This window comes from Imhoffiella purpurea (genome assembly GCF_000585215.1).
GTDB lineage: Bacteria > Pseudomonadota > Gammaproteobacteria > Chromatiales > Chromatiaceae > Imhoffiella > Imhoffiella purpurea.
On record NZ_AONC01000026.1, the window covers coordinates 33,459 to 57,937 of the forward strand.

15 protein-coding genes, 1 tRNA gene and 1 riboswitch are annotated in these 24,479 nt (G+C 65.0%); of the genes, 11 read left to right on the forward strand and 5 right to left on the reverse strand.

The annotated features are described in order from the left end of the window. Positions 1-6: 6 nt before the first annotated feature. Positions 7-83 (forward strand) — tRNA-Pro (locus D779_RS08950). A 91-nt stretch (positions 84-174) separates the two neighbouring features. On the opposite strand, the gene D779_RS08955 is transcribed toward D779_RS08950, so the two are convergent. The 5 genes from D779_RS08955 to metK form a co-directional block, all read right to left on the reverse strand. After that, complete coding sequence (locus tag D779_RS08955) at positions 175-657, reverse strand: hypothetical protein (RefSeq protein ID WP_043752816.1); 483 nt, start codon at positions 655-657, stop codon at positions 175-177. 236 nt (positions 658-893) lie between these two features. Further along, positions 894-2,243, reverse strand: a complete 1,350-nt coding sequence (locus D779_RS08960; protein ID WP_052347993.1) for an MFS transporter — start codon at positions 2,241-2,243, stop codon at positions 894-896. Between the two features lie 303 nt (positions 2,244-2,546). Next, entirely contained in the window at positions 2,547-3,410 is an 864-nt protein-coding gene (metF, locus tag D779_RS08965; RefSeq protein WP_043752818.1) for a methylenetetrahydrofolate reductase [NAD(P)H], read from the reverse strand. A 201-nt stretch (positions 3,411-3,611) separates the two neighbouring features. After that, positions 3,612-5,018 carry an adenosylhomocysteinase gene (ahcY, locus tag D779_RS08970; RefSeq protein ID WP_043752821.1) on the reverse strand — a complete coding sequence of 469 codons (1,407 nt, stop codon included), beginning with the start codon at positions 5,016-5,018 and terminating at the stop codon, positions 3,612-3,614. Between the two features lie 21 nt (positions 5,019-5,039). Beyond that, a riboswitch (S-adenosyl-L-homocysteine riboswitch) is annotated at positions 5,040-5,131 on the reverse strand. Positions 5,132-5,245: 114 nt separating this feature from the next. Beyond that, the gene (metK, locus tag D779_RS08975; RefSeq protein ID WP_043752825.1) at positions 5,246-6,436 is read right to left on the reverse strand and encodes a methionine adenosyltransferase; all 1,191 of its coding nucleotides are present in this window, start codon (positions 6,434-6,436) and stop codon (positions 5,246-5,248) included. 205 nt (positions 6,437-6,641) lie between these two features. Between metK and D779_RS08980 the strand changes: the two genes are divergently transcribed. The 10 genes from D779_RS08980 to D779_RS09025 all read left to right on the forward strand — a co-directional run bounded on the left by D779_RS08980 (position 6,642) and on the right by D779_RS09025 (position 24,419). Next, on the forward strand, positions 6,642-7,199 hold the full coding sequence (locus tag D779_RS08980) for a thioredoxin family protein (RefSeq protein WP_043752828.1): 558 nt from the start codon (positions 6,642-6,644) through the stop codon (positions 7,197-7,199). A gap of 350 nt (positions 7,200-7,549) precedes the next feature. Further along, positions 7,550-9,556: a transketolase gene (gene tkt, locus D779_RS08985; protein ID WP_043752831.1), complete on the forward strand. Its 2,007-nt coding sequence runs from the start codon at positions 7,550-7,552 to the stop codon at positions 9,554-9,556. Positions 9,557-9,691: 135 nt separating this feature from the next. Then, entirely contained in the window at positions 9,692-10,693 is a 1,002-nt protein-coding gene (gap, locus tag D779_RS08990; protein ID WP_043752833.1) for a type I glyceraldehyde-3-phosphate dehydrogenase, read from the forward strand. A gap of 141 nt (positions 10,694-10,834) precedes the next feature. Further along, the gene (locus tag D779_RS08995) at positions 10,835-12,016 is read left to right on the forward strand and encodes a phosphoglycerate kinase (protein WP_043752838.1); all 1,182 of its coding nucleotides are present in this window, start codon (positions 10,835-10,837) and stop codon (positions 12,014-12,016) included. Between the two features lie 84 nt (positions 12,017-12,100). Continuing rightward, on the forward strand, positions 12,101-13,543 hold the full coding sequence (gene pyk / locus D779_RS09000; RefSeq protein ID WP_043752842.1) for a pyruvate kinase: 1,443 nt from the start codon (positions 12,101-12,103) through the stop codon (positions 13,541-13,543). Between the two features lie 224 nt (positions 13,544-13,767). Next, positions 13,768-14,832 (forward strand): class II fructose-bisphosphate aldolase, encoded by a 1,065-nt coding sequence (gene fba / locus D779_RS09005; protein WP_043752843.1) that lies wholly within the window; start codon positions 13,768-13,770, stop codon positions 14,830-14,832. 319 nt (positions 14,833-15,151) lie between these two features. Then, the gene (locus tag D779_RS09010) at positions 15,152-17,140 is read left to right on the forward strand and encodes an ATP-binding protein (RefSeq protein ID WP_232424134.1); all 1,989 of its coding nucleotides are present in this window, start codon (positions 15,152-15,154) and stop codon (positions 17,138-17,140) included. Continuing rightward, positions 17,137-17,586, forward strand: coding sequence for a response regulator (locus D779_RS09015; RefSeq protein WP_052347994.1), 450 nt, complete (start codon positions 17,137-17,139; stop codon positions 17,584-17,586). The genes D779_RS09010 and D779_RS09015 overlap by 4 nt, the downstream gene beginning before the upstream one ends. Positions 17,587-17,590: 4 nt before the next feature. After that, positions 17,591-20,878, forward strand: coding sequence for an EAL domain-containing protein (locus D779_RS09020; protein ID WP_043752847.1), 3,288 nt, complete (start codon positions 17,591-17,593; stop codon positions 20,876-20,878). 145 nt (positions 20,879-21,023) lie between these two features. Beyond that, positions 21,024-24,419 (forward strand): transglutaminase family protein, encoded by a 3,396-nt coding sequence (locus tag D779_RS09025; RefSeq protein ID WP_043752850.1) that lies wholly within the window; start codon positions 21,024-21,026, stop codon positions 24,417-24,419. Positions 24,420-24,479 lie beyond the last annotated feature (60 nt).

The following is a 24,479-nucleotide window of genomic DNA, read 5'->3' on the forward strand; positions in this document are numbered from 1 at the left end:
CCGCCTCGGGGTGTAGCTCAGCTTGGTAGAGCGCTGTCTTCGGGAGGCAGAAGTCGCAGGTTCGAATCCTGTCACCCCGACCAAATTCCCGTATCGAAAAAGGCCGCTTCAAGCGGCCTTTTTCGTGTCTGGAGACTCGCCCCGTTCAATCGAGCGACATCGACCGGATACCCACTACCATCCAGGAATCATGCTTCCCATGGCCCGCATCGGCTTCATGCTGCGATCCATGTCCACCATGCTGCCGTTCATAACGCGCATTCCTTGATCCATCATCGACACATGGCCGGTCATCGCATTGATATAGGCGGTCATATTGGCCATGTTGCCGTCCATGGTCGACATGCTCGCCTGCATCGCGCCCATGTCCTTGCGCATGGCCGCCATGCTCTCGTTCATCGATGCCATATGATCCTTCATATCGCCCATATTGAGGTTCATGTCCTGCATTTGCTTGCTCATCGTATCGGCAAGTTCCATCAGCTGCTTAGCGCCGATCGGCAGGGTAACGATGACGAACAGGGCCACGACCCTGAAAATCCGGCGATCGAGTTTTTCCTTATCGTCCAATTCCTTCTTCATACCCTCCAGTTCCTTGTTCAAGGAATCGAAACCGGCAGCCAAGGTATCCGCAATCAGTTTTGCATCATCGCTCATCTCGGTTCTCCATCGTCCTGAATGACCCCTCGAATCGATCGAACGCGGGGCACGGAAAGAAACAAGCAAATATTAGAATTTACTGACCCGATGATACAGGGACGCCTCACGGAGGCACAGGATCCCGGATGCGATCCCTGGCGCCTCCCGACGACAGGTACCGGGACGCCAATCCCCCTCGATGCCCTCACGCGGAACCGGACCTCTAATTCGATCCGGCCCGGAGACCGCGTGGGCTAAGGCAGATCGCCAACCCGGCCGACCACGCCGTTCGCCTGGCCGACGCCCGCCGCGACAGACACCGGATGCCGGACGCGCACATAGAGGCTCGCCAGCAGCAACAGGATATTGATGACACCCACCACGACGAATGGCGCGCGCGGATCGACTTGATCGAAGAGATGCCCACCGACCAGAGTGATCAATAGAATGCCGACCGCGCCCGCCACATTGAAGGCCCCCAACACGGATCCGCGCTGGGCCGTCGGCGCCTCCTGCCCGATCAGGGACTGACCGCCGAGATAGACGCTGATCTGACCGATGCCGAGCAGCACGAAAAAGACCAACCCGACCTGATCGAGCGGATCATCGAGCACCAGCAGCGCGAGATTGCCCAGCGCGGCCAGGCCCATGCAGACGGCGAGCGCCGTGACCCGGTCCATGCGATCCAGTAGCGGCCCCAGGATGGGCGCCCACACCAGCGCCGCGATCTGAGCCACCACGAAGATGAGGGTACCGCTGACCACGGCCGCAGCCGGGTCCATGCCGGCCGCCTTGCCGGCCAGGGTTCCCCAGAGGATGAGGAAGGTCGCGTTGACCGACTGATCGCCGCGCGCGATGAAGGCGGCCAGATAGGCGAGCAGGATGCGCGGATTGCGCGCCTGGGAGAAGCCGCCGACGAAGAGCTCGCGCACCGAGGGGCGATCCTCGTGCCGCACGGGAATCCCGGGCTTCAGCCCCCAGAGCACCAGCATGGCGACGATCACGCAGAGTCCGGCGACGATGAAGTGCGCCAGCCGGCCAGCCGCGACGCCGTCGAGACCCATCCCGGTGAACACCTTGGGCAGCGCGCCGAAGCCCTGACTGATGAAGACGACGCCCAGACCGCTCAGGAACCCCACCATGGCCACCAGCTTGCCGCGGGACTGTTCCGCCGGATAATCGGCCAGCACGGTCGAGAGGCCGCCGGCGACCGCCACCACGCCGACGGCATAGACGATCCGATAGACATAGAGCGCCTCGACCGATTCGGCGAGGGGATAGAGGACATAGGTCAGGGCCAGCGCCAGGAAGCCGCCGACATAGACCGGACGACGCCCGATTCGGTCCATGAGGATACCGCCCGGCAGGAACAGCAATAGGGTCACGATCTCGGTGAGGAACACCAGATTGCCGCTGATGCTGCCCTGGATCGCTTCCGGTATCCCCAGATGTTGGTTGAGGATGTAGGTCTGACCGATCGAGATGAAGACCATCAGACCGATGGAAAAGAAGGCGGCGGCAATAAACGTCCAGCCGTGACGCGGAAGAATCGTCGGCGCAAGAAGAATGGGGCCGATCCGGTAGGTTCGGTCGAGGTCGGACATAGGCTGTAATCTCAGGCCCGCGGGCCGTGCAAATGGAAACGCGAATACCAGGCCGAGATTATTCCATCAGATGCCGGCTGCGCCTATGTGCGAGCCGATGGCGTGAGCCCGAAAGAAAAAAAGCCGCCCAAAAGATGAGTGGGCGGCTTTCAAAGGAGGAGTGGATGATTTCGCGGGATGAAGGCTATCAATCACCGCGACGGAAGGACTTGAGAATTCTCAATGCTCGCTAAAAACCTACCGAATCGTGTCTGAAATCGGAGACCCCAAGCGACTGATCCGCCAATCCGTTCACACTTCCCCTCACGCCGCCGCTGCAGCACCCGGCAATCCAAGCTCGTTCCAAAGCCGGGTCACGGAGCCGGACTGATTCATGGTGTAGAAATGCAGCCCGGGCGCGCCACCCTCGATCAGGCGGCGACAGAGGTTCGCCACCACCTCGTGCCCGAATGCGCGAATGCTCGCGGCGTCGTCGCCGTACCCCTCCAGCCGGCGCCGGATCCAGCGCGGAATCTCGGCCCCGCAGGCATCTGAGAAGCGGGCCAGCTGGCTGTAGTTGGTGATCGGCATGATGCCGGGAATGATGGGGATCTCGATCCCGGCCCGCTCGCAGGACTCCAGGAAGCCGAAATAGGCGTCGGCATTGTAGAAATACTGGGTGATGGCCCCGTCGGCGCCCGCGTCCACCTTGCGCTTGAAATTCTCCAGATCCCGCGTCGGATTGCCGGACTGGGGGTGATATTCCGGATAGGCCGCGACCTCGATGAGAAAGGTGTCGCCGAACTCGGCGCGCATATAGCTCACCAGTTCGTTGGCATAGCGGAAATCGCCGCTGTTGCCCGCCCCCATGCCCGAAGGCATGTCGCCGCGCAGCGCGACCAGACGATGGATCCCCTGGGCACGATAGCGCTCCAGGATCTCCTGGACCTCGCGTTTGGTGGAGCCGATGCAGGCCAGATGCGGTGCGGTGTCGATGCCCTGACTGCGCAGCCAATCGACGGTCTCGAAGGTTCCGTCGCGGGTCGAGCCCCCGGCGCCATAGGTCACCGAGAAATAGGCCGGGTTCAGGGCATTGATCTTGGGGATTTCGCGCTTGAGCTTTTCCATGCCCTCGGCGGTCTTGGGGGGGAAGAGCTCGACGCTGTAGATGGGTGTGTCTGTCGACATATGTCAGCCTCCAGCCTCCAGCGGCCAGCGGCCAGCGGCCAGCAACGCAACGGGCTGCCAGACCACCGCCAGCGACAGGAGGCCCAGGTATTCAAGCGCCCTCCCATGCCTCAGAGGCATGGGAGGGACCCTATTTCAGCCGTCCAGCCAGCGTCGGACGAGAATCTGGCTGGAGGCTGGTCGCTGGAAGCTGGCTGCTCCCTAGTACCGATAATGATCCGGCTTGTAGGGACCCTCGACCGGCACGCCGATGTAGTCCGCCTGCTCCTTGCTCAGGACCGTCAGCCTGGCGCCGATCTTCTCGAGATGCAGACGCGCCACGTCCTCGTCGAGGTGCTTGGGCAGTACGTAGACGCCGATCGGATACTCGCCCGTCTTGGTGAACAGCTCGATCTGCGCCAGCACCTGATTGGTGAAACTGTTGGACATGACGAAGCTCGGGTGTCCGGTCGCGCAGCCCAGATTCACCAGACGCCCCTTGGCCAGCATGATGATCCGCTTGCCGTCGGGGAAGATGATGTGATCGACCTGGGGCTTGATCTCCTCCCACTCGTACTTGCTGACGCTGGCGATGTCGATCTCGTTGTCGAAGTGGCCGATGTTGCAGACGATGGCCTGGTCCTTCATCGCCGCCATGTGATCGTGGCCGATGATGTTCTTGTTGCCCGTGGTGGTCACGAAGATATCGGCGATCGGCGCCGCGTCCTCCATGGTCACGACGCGATAGCCCTCCATCGCCGCCTGCAGGGCGCAGATGGGATCGATCTCGGAGATCCAGACGGTCGCGCCGAGCCCGCGCAGCGACTGGGCGCAGCCCTTGCCGACGTCGCCGTAGCCGCAGACCATGGCGATCTTGCCGGCGATCATGACGTCGGTCGCGCGCTTGATGCCGTCGACCAGCGACTCGCGGCAGCCGTAGAGGTTGTCGAACTTGGACTTGGTGACCGAGTCGTTGACGTTGATCGCGGGGAACAGCAGGGTCCCGGCCTTGGCCATCTCGTAGAGACGGTGCACGCCGGTGGTGGTCTCCTCGGTGACGCCCTTGATGTCGGCGGCGATCTTGTGCCAGTGCTTGTCGTCGCGCTCGAAGGTACGGCCCAGCACGCCGAGCACGGCGGTCCATTCCTCGTTGTCGTCGGCGGTCGGCGCCGGCACGGAGCCGGCCTTCTCGTAGTCGACGCCCTTGTGGACCAGCAGCGTGGCGTCGCCGCCGTCGTCCAGGATCATGTTGGGACCCTTGCCGTCGGGCCAGTTGAGCACCTGCTCGGTGCACCACCAGTATTCCTCCAGGGTCTCGCCCTTCCAGGCGTAGACCGGAACGCCAGCGGCGGCGATGGCGGCGGCGGCATGATCCTGGGTCGAGAAGATGTTGCAGGAGCACCAGCGCACCTCGGCGCCGAGCTCGACCAGGGTCTCGATGAGGACGGCGGTCTGGATGGTCATGTGCAGACTGCCGGTGATGCGCGCGCCGGCGAGGGGTTTGTCGGCGGCGTATTTTCTGCGGACAGCCATCAGACCGGGCATCTCGGTCTCGGCGATGGCGATCTCTTTGCGGCCGTAACCGGCCAGGGAAATGTCGGCGACCTTGTAGTCAGTGAACTCACTCATGTGAATCAACCCTCGATAGAACGTGAGTGAGCGCCGTTGGAAATGTCGCCCCCATCGCCGAGCCTGGCCCGCTCCGCCATCGGCGGATCCGGGTCGCAACGCTCCTCGGCGGGGAGGTTCTTCAGCTTGAGAACTCGCTAGGCGCGACCTCTTGCGTTGAGTCGTCAGACAGGATCATCCGACGGAATGGACTGCGCGGTTCCGCCCTGGACGATCGCCCCGATACATCAGATTCCGGCGGCGCTCCGCAGTTCGTCGGCCTTGTCGGTGCGCTCCCAGGTGAAGCCGGGCTCGGAACGGCCGAAATGACCGTAGGCCGCGGTGTCCTGGTACTTGATCAGCTCGCGGTTGGTCAGGTCCAGCATGCGCATGATGCCGAAGGGACGCAGGTCGAAATGGGCACGGACCAGCTCGATGATGCGCTCCTCGCTGACCTTATTGGTCCCGAAGGTGTCGACCGATACCGAGGTCGGCTCGGCGACGCCGATGGCGTAGGAGACCTGGATCTCGCACTTGTCGGCCAGGCCGGCGGCGACGATGTTCTTGGCGACGTAGCGACCGGCATAGGCGGCGGAACGGTCGACCTTGGACGGATCCTTGCCGGAGAAGGCGCCGCCGCCGTGACGGGCCATGCCGCCGTAGGTGTCGACGATGATCTTGCGCCCGGTCAGACCGCAGTCGCCCACGGGGCCGCCGATGACGAACTTGCCGGTCGGATTGATGTGGTACTTGGTGTCGGAGGTCAGCCAGCCGGTCTCGCCGAGCACGGGCTTGATGATCTCTTCCATCACGGCCTCGTGGAGCACGCTCTCGCCGACGTCCTCGCCATGCTGGGTGGAGAGCACCACGGCGTCGACCGCGACCGGCTTGCCATCGCTGTAGCGCATGGTGATCTGGGACTTGGCGTCGGGACGCAGCCACGGCAGGGTGCCGTTCTTGCGGACCTCGGCCTGACGCTTGACCAGACGGTGGGCGTAATCGATCGGGGCCGGCATCAGCATGTCGGTCTCGTTGGTGGCGTAGCCGAACATCAGACCCTGGTCGCCGGCGCCCTGAGCCTCCTCGGACTCGCGGTCGACACCCTGGTTGATGTCCTTGGACTGCTCGCCGAGCGCGATCAGCACGCCGCAGTTGTTGCCATCGAAGCCGCATTCGGAGTTGTCGTAGCCGATCTCCTTGACGACGCGGCGAACCACCTTCTCGTAGTCGATCTTGAGGTCGGAATCGGTCACCGTGATCTCGCCGGCCAGCATCACGAAACCGGTCTTCACCAGGGTCTCGCAGGCGACGCGCGCCTTGGCGTGGTTGGGATCGCGGCGATAGATCTCGTCGAGAACGGCGTCGGAAATCTGATCCGCCATCTTGTCCGGATGGCCCTCGGAGACGGATTCAGACGTAAAGATGTAATCCTTGCTCATAGTGTTGGATCAAGACCTGAATCGGGGCGCTATATGGCCCATTGAACGGAGCAGAGCATGATAGCGCCTCCTACCACGCGGTAAAACCCGGTCGCCGGCCCCATGTTACCCGCGGATGCGGCGTATGCCCTGTATTTGGAATTCCAAGGGCTTCCGTTACCATGCGATCGAGCCTGTAACCTACCAACCCACTCGGAGGTTTTTCATGGTTTCCACCGAAACGCCCGTCTGCGACTTCGGCCTTCCCGCCCCCGATTTCTCCCTCCCCGGGGTCGACGGCAAGGTCTGGACCCGAAACGATTGCAAGGGCGAGCGTGGTCTTCTCGTCATGTTCATCTGCAACCATTGCCCCTATGTCAAGGCCGTGCGCGACCGGATTGTGCGCGACGCACGCGAACTGGCAAAACTAGGCGTCGGCACGGTCGCCATCATGTCGAACGACCCGGCCGACTATCCGGAGGACGCGTTCGAGAACATGAAGCAGGTCGCCGAGGAATACGATTTTCCGTTTCCTTATCTACTGGACGAAAGCCAGGAGATCGCCCGTGCCTATGGCGCGGTCTGCACGCCCGACTTCTTCGGCTACGACGCCGGCTTGGGTCTGCAATACCGGGGACGATTGGACGCCAGCCGCAAGGAGGCGGCCCCCGCCGACGTGCGCCGCGACCTGTTCGAGGCCATGAAGCAGGTGGCCGAAACCGGCTCGGGACCGGCCGATCAGATCCCCAGTATCGGCTGCTCCATCAAATGGCGCGAGACCTGATCGGGAAAAATCGCAGGAAGGCGGCGGAAAGGGCTGGCTATTTCCGCCGCCAATTCTTAATATTAGGAACTTATAAAGCAGTTTTTGGCTGTATAAGTTTTTTGATTCCGGTCTCCAAGCCTTTTGGTCCAGAATGAAGATCCTTCAAAGCCATCACGACTGGACGGTCCCGCTCGCGCAGACGACCACGACACGATAAAACAACACCCGCACTCGATGCGGACGCGAGCCCAGAACCACTTTCCGACGCTGCGTCACCATCCGTCCCGATTCCCCTGTCGCCGACAGGCTGCCGACGGCTGCGGCCAGCGCGACGCCTTTGGTCAACAACGATAATTCAGGAGGGGCTCATGTCCTCACGCAGAGAACTTGCCAACGCCATCCGAGCGCTCGCCATGGACGCCGTGCAGAAGGCCAACTCGGGCCATCCGGGCGCCCCCATGGGCATGGCGGACATCGCCGAGGTGCTGTGGAACGACTTCATGACTCACAACCCGGCCAACCCGGCCTGGGCCGACCGCGACCGCTTCGTCCTCTCGAACGGCCATGGGTCGATGCTGATCTACTCCCTGCTGCACCTGACCGGCTACGATCTCGGCATCGAGGACCTCAAGCAGTTCCGCCAGCTCCACTCCAGGACCCCGGGCCACCCCGAGTACGGCTACGCCCCGGGTGTCGAGACCACCACCGGCCCCCTGGGCCAGGGCATCACCAACGCCGTCGGCATGGCGCTGGCCGAGAAGACCCTGGCGGCCCAGTTCAACAAGCCCGGCCACGAGATCGTCGATCACAACACCTATGTCTTCCTGGGCGACGGCTGTCTGATGGAAGGCATCTCGCACGAGGCCTGCTCGCTCGCCGGCGCCCTGGGCCTGGGCAAGCTGATCGCCTTCTACGACGACAACAACATCTCGATCGACGGCGAGGTGCGCGGTCACGGCGACACGCCCGGCTGGTTCCTCGACGACACCCCCAAGCGGTTCGAGGCCTACGGCTGGCACGTCATCCCCAAGGTCGACGGTCACGATCCGGAGGCCGTCAAGGCGGCGATCGAACAGGCGCGCGCCATCGACGACAAGCCGACCCTCATCTGCTGCCAGACCATCATCGGCTACGGCTCGCCCAACAAGCAGGGCAAGGAGGAGTGCCACGGGGCCGCGCTGGGCGAGGACGAGATCGCCCTGACCCGCGAGAATCTGGGCTGGAATCATCCGCCCTTCGAGATCCCGGAGAACATCTACCAGGGCTGGGACGCCAAGGAGCGCGGTGCCGCCGCCGAGAAGGACTGGGAGGACCGTCTGGCCGCCTATGCCAAGGAGTACCCGGCCGAGGCCGCCGACTTCAAGCGCCGCATGGCCGGCGATCTGCCCGCCGACTGGTCCGAGAAGGCCGACGCCTTCGTCGCCTCCGTCATCGAGAAGGCCGAGACCATCGCCTCGCGCAAGGCCTCCCAGAACGCCCTCAACGGCTTCGGCCCCCTGCTGCCCGAACTCCTGGGCGGCTCGGCCGACCTGGCCGGCTCCAACCTGACCCTGTGGAAGGGCTGCAAGGGCGTCGCGCCCAAGGACGCCGCGGGCAACTACGTCTTCTATGGGGTGCGTGAGTTCGGCATGTCCGCTATCATGAACGGCATCGCGCTGCACGGCGGATTCATCCCCTATGGCGCCACCTTCCTCATGTTCTCGGAATACGCCCGCAACGCGCTGCGCATGGCGGCCCTGATGAAGATCCAGTCCATCTTCGTCTACACCCACGACTCCATCGGCCTGGGCGAGGACGGACCGACCCACCAGCCGGTCGAGCAGATCCCGACCCTGCGGATGATCCCCAACATGAGCGTCTGGCGTCCCTGCGACGCGGTCGAGTCGGCCGTCTCCTGGAAGCTGGCGGTCGAGCGCAAGCAGGGCCCGTCCTGCCTCATCTTCTCGCGTCAGGGACTGCCCCACATGGCCCGCAGCGAGCAGCAGGTCGCCGACATCGCCCGCGGCGGCTACGTGCTGCGCGATTGCGCGGGCACCCCGGACGCCATCATCATCGCCACCGGCTCCGAAGTCGACCTGGCCATGAAGGCGGCCGAGGCCATGAGCGACAAGGCGATCCGCGTCGTCTCCATGCCCTCGACCGACACCTTCGACGCCCAGGACGCGGCCTACAAGGAGTCCGTGCTGCCCAAGGCGGTCACCGCCCGCGTCGCAGTCGAGGCCGCGGTCACCGACGGCTGGTGGAAATATGTCGGCAGCCAGGGCGCCGTGCTCGGCATCGACCGCTTCGGCGAATCGGCCCCGGCCGGCGCGCTCTTCAAGGAATTCGGCTTCACCGTCGAGAATCTGGTCGAGGTCGTCAAGGGCGTCCTCTGACCCCGCGGCGAGCCCGACCAAACCCCAAAAGGTCCCGGATCGCCGTTTTCCCGGCGATCCGATCGATATCCGCCCTGCAAAAAGGCGCCTTTGGGGTCACAATTGCATTCCCGATCCATCTAGGAGTTTTTTCGCATGACCATCAAAGTTGGCATCAATGGGTTCGGCCGCATCGGCCGCATGGCGTTCCGCGCCATCACCAAGGAGTTCCCGGAGATCGAGGTCGTCGGTATCAACGACCTGCTCGACCCCGAATACCTGGCCTACATGCTCAAGTACGACTCGGTCCACGGCAACTTCCCGGGCGACATCGCCGTCGACGGCAACACCATGATCGTCAACGGCAAGAAGATCCGCCTGACCGCCGAGCGCGACCCGGCCAACCTCAAATGGGACGAGGTCGGTGCGGAGCTGGTCATCGAGTCGACCGGCTTCTTCCTGACCACCGAGACCTGCCAGAAGCACCTCGACGCCGGTGCCAAGAAGGTCGTGCAGAGCGCGCCGTCCAAGGACTCGACCCCCATGTTCGTCTTCGGCGTCAACCACAATGAATACGACGGCCAGGCCATCGTCTCGGCCGCCTCCTGCACCACCAACTGCCTGGCCCCGGTGGCCAAGGTGCTGAACGACAACTGGGGCATCAAGCGCGGCCTCATGACCACCGTCCACGCCGCCACCGCGACCCAGAAAACGGTCGACGGCCCCTCGATGAAGGACTGGCGCGGCGGCCGCGGCATCCTGGAGAACATCATCCCCTCCTCCACCGGCGCCGCCAAGGCCGTCGGCAAGGTGCTGCCCGAGCTCAACGGCAAACTGACCGGCATGGCCTTCCGCGTGCCCACCTCCGACGTCTCGGTCGTCGACCTCACCGTCGAGCTGAACAAGGATGCCAAGTACGACGAGATCTGCGCCGCCATGAAGGCCGCCTCCGAGTCCGGCGATCTGGCCGGCGTCCTGGCCTACACCGACGAGAAGGTCGTCTCCACCGACTTCCGCGGCTGCAGCAACCCCTCGATCTTCGACGCCGAGGCCGGCATCGCCCTCGACCCGACCTTCATCAAGGTCGTTACCTGGTACGACAACGAGTACGGCTACACCTGCAACATGCTGAGACTGGTCCAGCACGTCGCGAAGTAAGCCTCCAGCGGCCAGCTACCAGCCTCCAGCTGGCGGCTGGCGGCTGGCGGCTGGCGGCTGGCGGCTACTCAGAGGCTTCAGGCAAGGCCCACCTTGGTCCTGAATCCTTTTAGCCATAACAACGACTCACGAGGATCGATCATGTCTTTCATCAAGCTCGCCGACCTGGATCTGGCCGGCAAACGGGTCCTGATCCGTTCCGACCTCAATGTTCCGGTCAAGAACGGCAAGGTCACGTCCGACGCGCGCATCACCGCCTCCATGCCCACCTTCGAGCACTGCCTGAAGGCCGGCGCCAAGGTGATGGTCATGTCCCATCTGGGCCGTCCCGAGGAAGGCGTCTATTCCGAGGAGAATTCGCTCAAGCCGGTCGCCGAGGACCTGAGCGCCAAGATGGGCCGCGAGGTCCGTCTGATCAAGGACTATCTGGACCAGGTCCCCGAGGTCGCCGACGGCGAGCTGGTGCTGCTCGAGAACGTCCGCTTCAACAGCGGCGAGAAGAAGGACGCCGAGGACCTGGCCAAGCAGTACGCCGCGCTCTGCGACGTCTTCGTCATGGATGCCTTCGGCACCGCCCACCGCGCCCAGGCATCGACCCACGGCGCCGGCAAATTCGCGCCCACCGCCTGCGCCGGTCTGCTGCTGGCCGAGGAGCTGGACGCCCTGCGGAAGGCCTTGGCCAACCCGGCCCGTCCCATGGTCGCCATCGTCGGCGGCTCCAAGGTCTCGACCAAGCTGACCGTGCTCGAGGCCCTGTCCGAGAAGGTCGATCAGCTGGTGGTCGGCGGCGGCATCGCCAACACCTTCCTCGCCGCCGCCGGGCAGCCGGTCGGCAAGTCCCTGTGCGAACACGACCTCGTCCCCACCGCCAAGGCGCTGATGGAGAAGATGTCCGCCCGCGGCGCCAGCATCCCGATCGCCACCGACGTGGTCTGCGGCAAGCAGTTCGACGAGAACGAGCCGGCCGTCACCAAGTCCGCATCCGAGGTCGCCGAGGACGACATGATCTTCGACATCGGTCCGGACTCGGCCCAGGCGCTGGCCGACATCATCGCCAAGGCGGGCACCATCGTCTGGAACGGCCCGGTCGGCGTCTTCGAGTTCGACCAGTTCGGCGGTGGCACCAAGACCGTCTCCATGGCCATCGCCAACGCCGCAGGCTTCAGCCTGGCCGGCGGCGGCGACACCATTGCAGCGATCCAGAAATACGACATCTACGACAAGGTCTCCTACATCTCCACCGCCGGCGGCGCCTTCCTCGAATATCTCGAAGGCAAGACGCTGCCCGCGGTCGCCATGCTCGAAGCCCGGGCGAAGGACTGATCAGCCGCCAGCTGCCAGCCATCAGCCTCCAGCCATGCGCCGGAGCAGCTGGAAGCTGGCGGCTGGAAGCTGGAGGCTAAAAGAATGCCAAGACGCACAAAGATCGTCGCAACCCTGGGTCCGGCGACGGATCCGGTTCCAGTCACCGACGCCATCATCGCCGCCGGCGTGGATGTCGTCCGTCTCAACCTCTCTCACGACAGCCACGACCGCCATCGCGATCGGGCTCAGCGCATCCGCGAGCGCGCCCAGGCCGCCGGACACGAGGTCGCGGTCCTCATGGACCTGCAGGGCCCCAAGATCCGCATCGGCAAATTCGCCGAGGGCAAGGTCGAGCTCGCCCGCGGCGACGCCTTCGCCATCGACACCCATTGCGGCATCGAGGACGGCGACCGGGCGCGGGTCGGAACCACCTACACCCAGCTCCCCGAGGACGTCCGTCACGGCGACACGCTGCTGCTCGACGACGGCGCCATCGAGCTCTGGGTCGACGCGGTCGCCGATGGGCGCATCGACTGCAAGGTGGTCGTCGGCGGGACCCTCTCGAACAACAAGGGGATCAACAAGAAGGGCGGCGGACTCTCGGCCCCGGCCCTGACCGACAAGGACAAGGACGACATCCGCTTCGCCGCCGAGATCGACGCGGACTACCTGGCCGTCTCCTTCGTGCGCAACGGCGACGACGTCCGGCTCGCCCGCGAGCTCTTCCATCAGGCGGGCGGACGCGGCGGCATCGTCGCCAAGGTCGAGCGCGCCGAGTCGCTGAATTGCATCGACGACATCATCCACGCGGCGGACGCCATCATGGTGGCGCGCGGCGATTTGGGCGTCGAGATCGGCGACGCCGAGCTGCCGGCGGTGCAGAAGCGGCTCATCAGCCGCGCGCGCGAACTCAACGCGGTCGTGATCACGGCGACCCAGATGATGCAGTCGATGATCGACAGCCCCATCCCGACCCGTGCCGAGGTCTTCGACGTCGCCAACGCCGTGCTCGACGGCACCGACGCCGTGATGCTCTCGGCCGAGAGCTCGATCGGCAGGAACCCGGCCAAGGTGGTCGAGGCGCTCGACCGCATCTGTCTGGAGGCCGAAAAAAGCGTGACCCGCTCCGGACACCGTCTCGACTCGGTCTTCGGTCGCGTCGACGAGGGGATCGCCATGGCCGCCATGTACACGGCCAACCATCTGGGCGTGAAGGCCATCGCCGCCCTCACCGAAACCGGCTCCACGGTAAAATGGATGTCGCGCATCAGCTCCGGGATTCCCATCTACGGCATGTCCCGGTTCGAGGCGACCCGGCGCAAGGTCCAGCTCTATCGCGGGGTCTATCCGGTCGCCTTCGATGTCGCGAGCACCGACATCCACGAGGTCAACCGCGAGGTGATCGAGGAACTGCTGAGCCGAGGCACGGTTCAAAACGGCGACTTGGTGATCATCACCAAGGGCGACCGCTCCGGTGTCGAAGGCCAGACCAACATCATGAAGATCATGCGGGTCGGCGAGCACAAGCTCCTCAACGAGGATTGAACGAGGAGATCTACCAGCTACCAGCTACCAGCTACCAGCTACCAGCTACCAGCTACCAGCTACCAGCTACCAGCGAAAAGCCTAATTCGAAGGGGTCGGTTCGCCCTTTCCCCAAGCAAGTCGAGACAGGAAACACCGAAAAGCCTGACAATCGCGCGCTGGAGGCTGGCAGCTGGAGGCTGAAAGCCCCCACCAGAATCACCACTCAACCACGAGGACTTCACATGGCCCTGATTTCAATGCGTCAACTGCTGGACCACGCCGCCGAACACGGCTACGGCGTGCCCGCCTTCAACGTCAACAACCTGGAGCAGATGCGCGCCATCATGGAGGCGGCCGAACAGACCGACTCACCGGTCATCGTGCAGGCCTCCGCCGGTGCCCGCAAGTACGCCGGCGCGCCCTTCCTGCGTCACCTCATCCTCGCCGCCATCGAGGAGTGGCCGCACATCCCGGTCTGCATGCACCAGGACCACGGCACCTCGATGCCCGTGTGCCAGCGCTCCATCCAGCTCGGCTTCTCCTCGGTCATGATGGACGGCTCGCTGGGCGAGGACGGCAAGACCCCGACCTCCTACGAGTACAACGTCGACGTCACCAAGCGCGTGGTCGAGATCGCACACGCCTGCGGCGTCTCGGTCGAGGGCGAGCTGGGCTGCCTGGGCTCGCTCGAGACCGGCACCGCCGGCGAGGAAGACGGCATCGGCGCCGAGGGCACCCTGGATCACAGCCAGCTGCTGACCGATCCCGAAGAGGCCGCGGACTTCGTCAAGAAGACCGGCGTCGACGCCCTGGCCATCGCCATCGGCACCTCGCACGGCGCCTACAAGTTCACCCGTCCGCCGACAGGCGACATCCTGGCCATCGAGCGCATCAAGGAGATCCACACCCGCATCCCCAACACCCATCTGGTGATGCACGGCTCCTCCTCGGTGCCCCAGGACTGGCTCAAGATCATCGACGAGTTCGGCGGCGACATGGGCGAGACCTACGGCGTTCCGGTCGAGGAGATCGCCGAGGGCATCAAGCACGGCGTGCGCAAGGTCAACATCGACACCGACCTGCGCATGGCCTCCACCGGCGCCATCCGCCGTCACCTGGCCGAGAACCGCAAGAACTTCGATCCGCGCAAGTACTTCACCGCGGCCACCAAGGCCATGAAGGACATCTGCGTCGCCCGTTACGAGGCCTTCGGCACCGCCGGGAACGCGAGCAAGATCAGCGCTATCTCGCTCGAGGCCATGACCGAGCGTTACGCCAAGGGCGAGCTCGACCCCAAGGTCAACTGACCGACCGGCCGATCCCCGACCCGGGGATAGGCATCTCCCGAAGGGGCGCATATGCGCCCCTTTTTGCTATGGGGGATATATACTTGCGACCGAGGTGGAATTGCGGGAACCGATCTCGACTCGCTGTCGCGCCCGTTCATGGCCGGGCTTCCGGCTTCCCGCCTCCTGCCCCCGCTTTGGGAATCGGGCATGTGGCCATCCCATGATGGCCTGCCGGGCAGACCCATTGGACAACGCCGTCAATCCAGCACAAACCTCGGCGACACGGCCGCTGGAGGCTGACAGCTGGAAACAGCCGTCTCTTTCCGGGATGAAGCATGTGACGATCAACGCCACCCCGACCAGGCGCGCCTGGTCGAGCGCCTTCCTGAGCGCCCTGCTCGTTCTGGGGGCGGCGGTCACGATCGCACACTATGCCCGCAGCCGCGCCTACGAGCATGAGCGGCTCGACGTCCTGACCGAGCTCACCACCCTGCGTGCGCGCATGGAGGGGGTGATCAATGCCCATCTGCTGCTGGTTCATGGATTGACCTCGGTCATCTCGGCCCATCCCGATATCGACCAGGTGGAATTCTCGCGTATCTGCCGCGGCCTGATCGGGACAGGCTCGGCATTGCACAACATCTCCGGGGCACCCGGGATGGTGATCTCCCTCGTCCATCCACTGGAGCAGAATCGCGCCGCATTGGGTCTCGATTACCGCACCCATCCCGAACAGAACGCCGCCGCCATGCGTGCCGTCTACATGGGCAAGCCGGTATTGGCCGGCCCGGTTCTCCTGGCGCAGGGCGGCATCGGCTTCGTGGCCCGGGCACCGGTCTTCGTGGCCACCGATGACTCGGACGAGCCCGAGCGTCTGTGGGGACTGATCGCGGCCGTCATCGACAGCCTCGCCTTCTACCGGCAGTCCGGACTGCTCGAGGCCGGAAAGGGCCTGCGGCTGGCCATCAGCGGACCGGACGGCGGCGGCGCCGAGGGACCGGTCTTCTTCGGCGATCCCGGCGTCCTGCAGAACGATCCGGCCAGAACCCAGGTCACGGTGCCCGGAGGCCAGTGGGATCTGGCGGCGATCCCTCGAACCGAATGGCATCAGGATGCCGATACCATCCGGGTCATCCACTTCATCGGATTCACGGCCGCGCTCGCCGCGGGCACCCTGATCTTCTTCCTCATCCGCAGCAACCAGGCACTGGTCGAGAGCGAGAACGGACTGAGCACACTGATCGATACCATCCCGGATCTGGTCTGGCTGAAGGACGCGCAAGGCGTCTATCGGGCCTGCAACCCGCGTGTCGAGCAGCTCTTCGGCAGCCACAGATCCGAGGTGTTGGGACGAACCGATCGCGAGCTCATGGATCGGGAGGCGGCCGAGCGCCAGCGCGGACAGGATCTCGAGGTGATGCGCAGCGGCAAGCCCCTACGCCACGAGGAAAAAATCCGATTCCGCACCGGCGGTCACGAAGGATGCTTCGAGGTCCTGCGCACACCCTTCCGCGATGTACGCGGAGCCGTGCAAGGCGTACTCTGCATCGCGCGCGACATCACCGAACGCAAGCACAACGAGGATGCCGTCCGCAGCCTCAACGCCGAGCTGGAGGAGCGGGTCCGGGCCCGGACCGCCGAACTGGAAGAGATCAACGAGGAACTGCAGACATTCACCTATTCCGTCTCGCACGATCTCAAGGCCCCGCTGCGCGGAATCGATGGCTACAGCCAGCTGTTGCAGGAGGATTACGCCGACCGGCTCGGCGAGGAAGGAAGGCTTTTCCTCGGCAACATCCGCAGCGGCGTCGATCAGATGAACCAGCTCATCGAGGATCTGCTCGCCTACTCGCGCATGGAGCGCCGCGAGGTCAACGGCATGCAGCTGAATCTTCGCGATCAGTTGGCTCGGGCACTGTCTGCGCGCAGAATGGAGGCCGAGAAGCTCGGGGGAAGGATCTCGGTCAGGGTCGAGGATGTGGATGTATGCGCCGATCCCGACGGTCTGGCACTGGTCCTGCGCAATCTGCTGGACAATGCGCTCAAGTTCCATCGCCCCGGACAGGCGCCGACGATCGAAATCTCCTCGAACAGCCGGGAGCGATCCACCATCCTTTCCATAGAAGACAATGGCGTCGGATTCGACATGCAGTTCCACGACCGCATCTTCAAGATCTTTCAACGGCTGCAGCGCATCGAGGACTACCCGGGAACGGGCATCGGTCTGGCGATCGTGCGCAAGGCGATGCAACGCATGGGCGGACGGGTCTGGGCCGAGAGCACCCCCGGCGAGGGAACCACCTTCTATCTGGAGCTGCCGCGATGACTCATGCGGATCGCAATCATGCCGATACCTGCACGCGCCCCATCCTCCTGGTCGAGGACAACCCCATGGATCTCGACCTGACGCTGCGCGCCTTCGCCCGCAGCAAGATGGGCAATCCCATCGAGGTGGCGCGCGACGGTCAGGAGGCGCTGGAACGGATTCCACGCTGGGAAGCCGGCGAGCCCCTGCCGCTCGTCGTCCTCCTGGATCTCAAGCTGCCGCGCGTGGACGGACTGGAGGTTCTGCGCCGATTGCGCGCCAATCCCGGCACCCAATCGCTGCCCGTGGTAGTGCTGACGACGTCCAGCGAGGATCGCGACATCGGGACCGCCTATCGCCTGCACGCCAATTCCTACATCGTCAAGCCGGTCAATTTCGAGAAGTTCATCGAGGTCGCGAACCAGATCGAGCTCTATTGGTGTCTTCTGAATCATCCCCCGGGCTGAGCCGATGCGCGTCCTGCATGTCGAAGACAATCCGCTGGATATCGATCTGACACGCCGCTCGCTGGCCAGGAACGCCCCGGATATCCAGGTGGAGGAAGCGCCGACACGAGCGGTCGCCATCACTCGACTCACCAACGGCGAGCCATTCGATCTGGTCCTCATCGATCTCAGGCTCCCGGACGGCTCGGGCATGGATCTGCTGGCATGGATCCGCGAGCGGCGGCTGGATCTGGCCGTGGTGATGCTCACCGGGGCGGGCGACCAGGAGGCCGCGATCGCCGCGCTCCAGGCCGGCGCGGACGACTATCTGGCCAAGAGCACGGCCACGCTGGATCGGCTTCCGGCCATACTGCGCGACGCCAGACAGCGTTTCAGCGAGGCGCATGCCTTGCGCTCCAGCCCGCTCAAGGTGCTCTACGCCGAGCACAGCCGCGCGGACACGGACCTCACGCGAAGACACCTGGCCCGTTTCGCGCCGCACATCCAGCTGACCCTGGCCGCGAACGCCGAGGCCGCACTGGCCATGCTGCCGTCCGCTCCCGGAATTCCGCCGGCGTTCGACGCCCTGCTGATCGACTATCGCCTGCCGGGCTTCAACGCACTGGAGGCGCTCAAGATCCTGCGCACGGAGCGAGGGCTGGACATCCCGGTGGTGCTGGTCACGGGCCAGGGCAGCGAGGAGATCGCCGCGCGCGCCATGCATCTGGGCGCGAACGACTATCTCTCCAAGCACAGCGGCTATCTGCACAAACTGCCCGCGACCCTTGAAAAGGTCGTCAGCCAGACCCGGCTGATGCGCGAACAGGCCAATCTGCGCTCCGCCCTGCAGCGGCTCGACATGGTCCTCGCGGCAAGCCCGGCCGTGCTCTACACCCGGCGGCTCGACCTGCCCGGCATGCCCGTGACCTGGATGAGCGAAAACGTCTCGCGTCTGGGTTGCGACACCGCGGCGGCAATGGCCGCGGACTGGTGGGCGAGCCATCTGCACCCGGAGGATCGCCAGGCGGTCCAGGAACGATTGCACGCCCTCGCAGAGACGGAAAGGGTCGTGCAGGACTATCGACTGCGGGACGAGCTCGGCCATGTCCGCTGGATCCACGACGAGCTGCGCCTCACGGTTCGGGGCGATGACGGACGCCTCGAGGCCACGGGCGCCTGGAGCGACGTCACCGAGACCAAGCAGGCCGAACTGCTCCGCAACACCCGGCTCTCGGTCATGAACGCGCTCATGGACAACCGGCCGCTCGCCGACATCCTCGAGACGATCGCGAAACGATTGGAGTCGATGAACGAAGACGGCCATGTCTTCATTCGGGTCGAGAAAGAAGAGCTGCTGGGCCCCCGCGAGTCGGGCGAGAGCCGGGGAGCGAGGTTCTCCCCCGTCCCCTCCGACGCGAGCTCGCGGCTGACCCGGCTCGACATCGCCGCAAGCGCTCCCGATTGCGGAGGCGAGCGGCCCATTCCAGGCTGGCGGATCGAGCTCATGGCCGGTTGCGGCGGTCGTCTCGGCGAACTCGGGGTCGAATACGATCAGCCCCGTCCAGCCTCCCAGCATGAATGCGAACTGATCCTCGAATTCGCCTGTCTCGCCCGTCTCGCGATCAGCCGCGTCGAGGCCGACGCCAAGCTGCGTGAGGCGGCCGCCGTCTTCGAGAGCGCGCACGAAGGGGTCATCGTCACCGACCTCGACAGCAACATCATCCGGGTCAATCCGGCCTACACCCAGATCACCGGCTACAGCGCGGAGGAGGTTCGCGACCAAACGCCCCGGATCCTGCAGTCCGGGCATCAGGACATCACCTTCTACCGGACCCTCTGGACGAGCCTCAAGACCGTGGGACACTGGCAGGGAGAGATCTGGAACCGGCGCAAGAACGGCGAACTCTACCCCCAACTGCTCAGCATCAGCACGGTCTACGACCCCCAAGGGGCGCCGAGCCACTATGTCGGCGTCATGACCGACATCAGCCAGCTCAAGCAATCGGAGGCACGGCTCGAGCATCTGGTGCATTTCGACCCGCTCACCAACCTGCCCAACCGGCGCCTGCTGCTGTCGCGAGTGCAGCACGCCATCGAACAGGCCGGACGGAAACGCAAGCGCGTCGCTCTACTCTTCATCGACCTGGATCGCTTCAAGCACGTCAACGACAGCCTGGGGCATCCGGTGGGCGACGAATTGCTGGTGGCCCTGACCGAGCGTCTGCGCACACGCCTGCGCGAAGAGGACACCCTGGGCCGTCTGGGCGGCGACGAGTTCCTCGTGCTGCTCGAAAACCTCGACCGGCCGGAGGACGCCGGCAAGGTCGCCCGCATCCTCCTGGAACTCCTGGAAGAACCCTTCTGGCTGCCGAGCGGCCCCACGCTCTTCATCGGGGCCAGCATCGGGATCAGCCTCTTCCCCGACGACGGCGACTCGGTCACCGAACTCGTCAAGCACGCCGACGTCGCCATGTATCAGGCCAAGGAGCATGGGCGCAATACCTACAGCTTCTATACCCCAACCCTGACCATCGCCGCCAACGAGCGTCTGGAGCTGGACGCCAGGCTGAGACGCGCACTGACCAACGACGAATTCGTCCTCCACTATCAACCCCAGTTCGACAGCATGACCGGGATGCTGATCGGATGCGAGGCGCTGCTGCGCTGGCATTCGCCCGAGGACGGACTCGTCCCCCCCGACCGCTTCATCCCGCTGGCCGAGGAAACCGGCCTCATCGTCCCCCTCGGCGACTGGGTGCTGCAAACGGCCTGCGCCCAGCACAAGCGCTGGCTCGACAGCGGACTGCCGGACATGGTGGTCGCCGTCAACCTGTCGGCGAGACAGCTCCAGCAGCACGATCTCGCCGAACGGGTCGCCGCCATTCTCGACAACACGGGACTGCCGGCCGACCGGCTCAAGCTGGAGCTGACCGAGAGCATGATCATGCTCGAGGGGGATCGGGCCATCGAGCGGCTGCTCGCGCTCAAGGCGCTGGGACTCAAGCTCTCGATCGACGACTTCGGGACCGGTTACTCCTCCCTGGCCTATCTCAAGCGCTTCCCGATCGACGAGCTCAAGATCGACCGCGGATTCGTCCGCGACATCCCGCACGACCGCAACGACATGGAGATCGCCGCCACCATCATCGCCATGGCCCGCAACCTCAATCTCAGGGTCATGGCCGAGGGGGTCGAAACCCATCAGCAGATGGAATTCCTCACCCGCCAAGGTTGCCACGGCTGCCAGGGATATCTGCTGGGCCATCCGCTGACCGCGGAGGAGTTCCTCGAACAGCTGCTGCGCCGCGACTGAGCCCCGGCCGGGGTCATGCATGCAGACAAGACAAGCCCTCCCGTTTATGGGATCGTAGACCTAATCGAGCCCTGCCTGATGCCGCAGTCGCATCAGGCCCGGCAAACCCATCGCCGTTCTCCTCTATCTCTGGAAGTTCATCCCGATGTCGATTCTGGTTGCCCTGAACCACAAGACCGAATACCGCTTCGATCGCACGGTCGGCCTCGCGCCGCACGTCGTCCGGCTGCGCCCGGCACCGCACTGCCGCACGCCGATCCGCTCCTACGCGCTCAAGATCGAACCCGAAGGTCATTTCATCAACTGGCAGCAGGACGCCTTCGGCAACTACCTGGCCCGGCTGGTCTTCCCCGAGAAGACCCGCAAACTCTCGATCGAAGTCGACGTGATCGCGGAGATGGTCACCATCAATCCCTTCGACTTCTTCCTCGAGGAGTACGCCTACCACTATCCCTTCGAGTACCCGCCCGAACTGCGCAAGGAGCTGGCCCCCTATCTCGAGATCACGGACGACGGCCCGCTGCTCAAGGAATGGCTGGCCGGCGTCGATCGGTCCAAGCGCGAAACCGTCTATTTCCTGGTCGACCTGAACCAGCGGCTGCAGCAGGACATCGGCTACGTCATCCGCATGGAGCCCGGCGTCCAGAGCTGCGAACACACGCTCAAGACCCGTCGCGGCTCCTGCCGCGACAGCGGCTGGCTGCTGGTTCAGATCCTCAGGCATCTGGGGCTCGCGGCACGCTTCGTCTCGGGCTACCTGGTCCAGCTCACCGCCGACGTCAAATCGCTCGACGGCCCCTCGGGTCCCGAGCGCGACTTCACCGACCTGCACGCCTGGGCCGAGGTCTACGTGCCCGGCGCTGGCTGGATCGGGCTCGACCCCACCTCGGGTCTCTTCGCCGGCGAGGGCCACATCCCGCTCGCCTGCACCCCCTCCCCGCGCAGCGCCGCCCCCATCACCGGCGCGACCGACACCTGCGAGGTCGAGTTCTACTTCCACAACCGCATCGAGCGCATCCACGAGGATCCTCGGGTCACCAAGCCCTACACCACCGAGCAGTGGCAGGCGATCGAGGCGCTCGGACACCAGGTCGACGCCGAGCTGCAGGCGAACGACGTGCGCCTGACCATGGGCGGCGAGCCGACCTTCGTCTCGATCGACGACATGGACGGCGACGAGTGGAACACCGCCGCGCTCGGCCCGACCAAGAAGGTCCTGGCCGAGGACCTGCTGATGCGGCTCAAGAACCGCTTCGCCCCCGGCGGTCTGCTGCACCTCGGCCAGGGCAAATGGTATCCGGGCGAGCAGCTCCCGCGCTGGGCACTGTCCTGCTACTGGCGCAAGGACGGCCAGCCGGTCTGGCGCGATCCCGCCCTGTTCGGCCAGGAGAGCACCAGCTACGGCCACGGCCCGGCCGAAGCCGAGACTTTCATCCGCACCCTCGCCCGCCATCTGGGCGTCGATCCCGAGCATGCCTCCAAGGCCCACGAGGACGTCTGGTACTACATGTGGAAGGAGGCCAGGCTGCCGGCCAACGTCGACCCGCTCGACAACAAGCTCAAGGACTCCAACGAGCGCAAACGCATCGCCCGTCTCTTCGACGAAGGGCTCAACAAGGTCGCGGGCTATGTGCTGCCGCTGCGCTGGTGGGGATTCGGAACGGACGGCGGCTGGAAGAGCGGCCGCTGGACCTTCCGCGACGGCAATCTCTTCCTGATCCCGGGCGACTCGCCGATGGGATTCCGTCTACCCCTGGACGCCCTGCCCTACGTGCCCGATTCGGAGCTCGACCAGTTCCCCGAGCGCAATCCCTTCGAGCCGGTCGATCCGCTGCGCTCGCCCTACGACGAGGTCGCGCGCCGCTACAGCCGTCTGGTCGAGCCCTCCCAGACGCCCCAGACCATCCGCGAGCAGGGCGTGCAGCCGCGCGACCTGGCCGCCCGCTACGGCCGTCTGACCCCGGCCGACGAGGTCCACCAGTCGGTCCGGCCCCAGGTCGCGCTGCGCGCCGACCTGCACCCGGACCTGATCCGCACCGCGCTTTGCATCGAGCCGCGCGAGGGACGTCTCTATTGCTTCCTGCCGCCGCTGACCCACCTGGAGCACTGGCTGGATCTGGCCCTGTGCATCGAGGACACGGCCGCCGAGCTCGGCATGCCCATCATCATCGAGGGCTACGAGCCGCCGCGCGACCCGCGCCTGCAGAAGCTCGCGGTCACCCCCGATCCGGGCGTCATCGAGGTCAACATCCACCCCTCCGAGAGCTGGGACCAGACGGTGCGAGACACCCATATCCTCTACGAGGAGGCGCGTCTCGCCCGGCTCGGCACCGAGAAGTTCATGCTCGACGGCCGCCACACCGGCACCGGCGGCGGCAACCACGTCACCCTCGGCGGCCCCAGCCCGGCCGACAGCCCGCTGCTGCGCAAGCCCGACCTGGTCCAGAGCCTGCTCGCCTACTGGCAGCACCACCCGAGCCTGTCCTATCTCTTCTCCGGTCTCTTCATCGGCCCCACCAGCCAGGCCCCGAGGGTCGACGAGGCACGCGACGACCGGCTCTACGAGCTCGACATCGCCTTCCAGCAGATGCCGCCGGGCGAGGTGCCCCAGCCCTGGGTCGTCGACCGTATCCTGCGCAACCTGCTGACCGACGTCACCGGCAACACCCACCGCACCGAGTTCTGCATCGACAAGCTCTACTCGCCGGACAGCGCCTCGGGACGCCAGGGTCTGGTCGAGTTCCGCGGCTTCGAGATGCCGCCCCATCCGCGCATGAGCCTGGCCCAGATGCTGCTGCTGCGCACCCTGGTCGCGCGCTTCTGGAAGGCGTCCTACCGGCGCAAGCCCATCCGCTGGGGCACCGAGCTGCACGACCGCTTCCTGCTGCCGCACTTCGTCCGCCAGGACTTCGAGGACGTCATCTGCGACATGCAGCGCGCGGGCTATCCGATCGACAGCCAGTGGTTCGATCCCTTCTTCGAGTTCCGCTTCCCGCACTACGGCAACTTGGTCACCGAGAACGGCATCGACATGGAGCTACGCACCGCCATCGAGCCCTGGCACGTCCTGGGCGAGGAGGTCACGGCCCAGGGCACGGCCCGCTTCGTCGACAGCTCGGTCGAACGCATGCAGGTCAAGGTCAAGGGCATGGTCGGCGACCGTCACATCCTGGTCTGCAACGGCCGGCGCGTCCCACTGCGCCCGACCGGACGCAAGGCCGAATTCGTCGCCGGCATCCGCTTCAAGGCCTGGAGCCCGCCCTCCGGCCTGCACCCGACGATCCCGAGCCACAACCCGCTGACCTTCGAGATCGTGGATCTCTGGAACCGCAGAAGCCTGGGCGGCTGCACCTACTACGTCGCCCACCCGGGCGGTCGCAGCTACGACACCTTCCCGGTCAACGCCTACGAGGCCGAGGGACGGCGCATCTCGCGCTTCAGACTCATGGGACACACCCCGGGCGAGATCGACCCGCCGCCCGAGGAACCGGCCGGCGAGCATCCCTATACGCTGGATCTGCGCTATACGCCTGGGTGCTGAGCCGAGATCGAGGCACTCTCGGCTCGATCATGGAGTCCCCAGTACGCTCATGGGGCCAGG

Excerpts from the sequence above, each read along its gene's own strand:
- D779_RS08955 (WP_043752816.1), bottom strand. The coding sequence starts at position 657 with ATGAGCGATGATGCAAAACTGATTGCGGATACCTTGGCTGCCGGTTTC.
- D779_RS08960 (WP_052347993.1), bottom strand. The coding sequence starts at position 2,243 with ATGTCCGACCTCGACCGAACCTACCGGATCGGCCCCATTCTTCTTGCG.
- metF (WP_043752818.1), bottom strand. The coding sequence starts at position 3,410 with ATGTCGACAGACACACCCATCTACAGCGTCGAGCTCTTCCCCCCCAAG.
- ahcY (WP_043752821.1), bottom strand. The coding sequence starts at position 5,018 with ATGAGTGAGTTCACTGACTACAAGGTCGCCGACATTTCCCTGGCCGGT.
- metK (WP_043752825.1), bottom strand. The coding sequence starts at position 6,436 with ATGAGCAAGGATTACATCTTTACGTCTGAATCCGTCTCCGAGGGCCAT.
- D779_RS08980 (WP_043752828.1), top strand. The coding sequence starts at position 6,642 with ATGGTTTCCACCGAAACGCCCGTCTGCGACTTCGGCCTTCCCGCCCCC.
- tkt (WP_043752831.1), top strand. The coding sequence starts at position 7,550 with ATGTCCTCACGCAGAGAACTTGCCAACGCCATCCGAGCGCTCGCCATG.
- gap (WP_043752833.1), top strand. The coding sequence starts at position 9,692 with ATGACCATCAAAGTTGGCATCAATGGGTTCGGCCGCATCGGCCGCATG.
- D779_RS08995 (WP_043752838.1), top strand. The coding sequence starts at position 10,835 with ATGTCTTTCATCAAGCTCGCCGACCTGGATCTGGCCGGCAAACGGGTC.
- pyk (WP_043752842.1), top strand. The coding sequence starts at position 12,101 with ATGCCAAGACGCACAAAGATCGTCGCAACCCTGGGTCCGGCGACGGAT.
- fba (WP_043752843.1), top strand. The coding sequence starts at position 13,768 with ATGGCCCTGATTTCAATGCGTCAACTGCTGGACCACGCCGCCGAACAC.
- D779_RS09015 (WP_052347994.1), top strand. The coding sequence starts at position 17,137 with ATGACTCATGCGGATCGCAATCATGCCGATACCTGCACGCGCCCCATC.
- D779_RS09020 (WP_043752847.1), top strand. The coding sequence starts at position 17,591 with ATGCGCGTCCTGCATGTCGAAGACAATCCGCTGGATATCGATCTGACA.
- D779_RS09025 (WP_043752850.1), top strand. The coding sequence starts at position 21,024 with ATGTCGATTCTGGTTGCCCTGAACCACAAGACCGAATACCGCTTCGAT.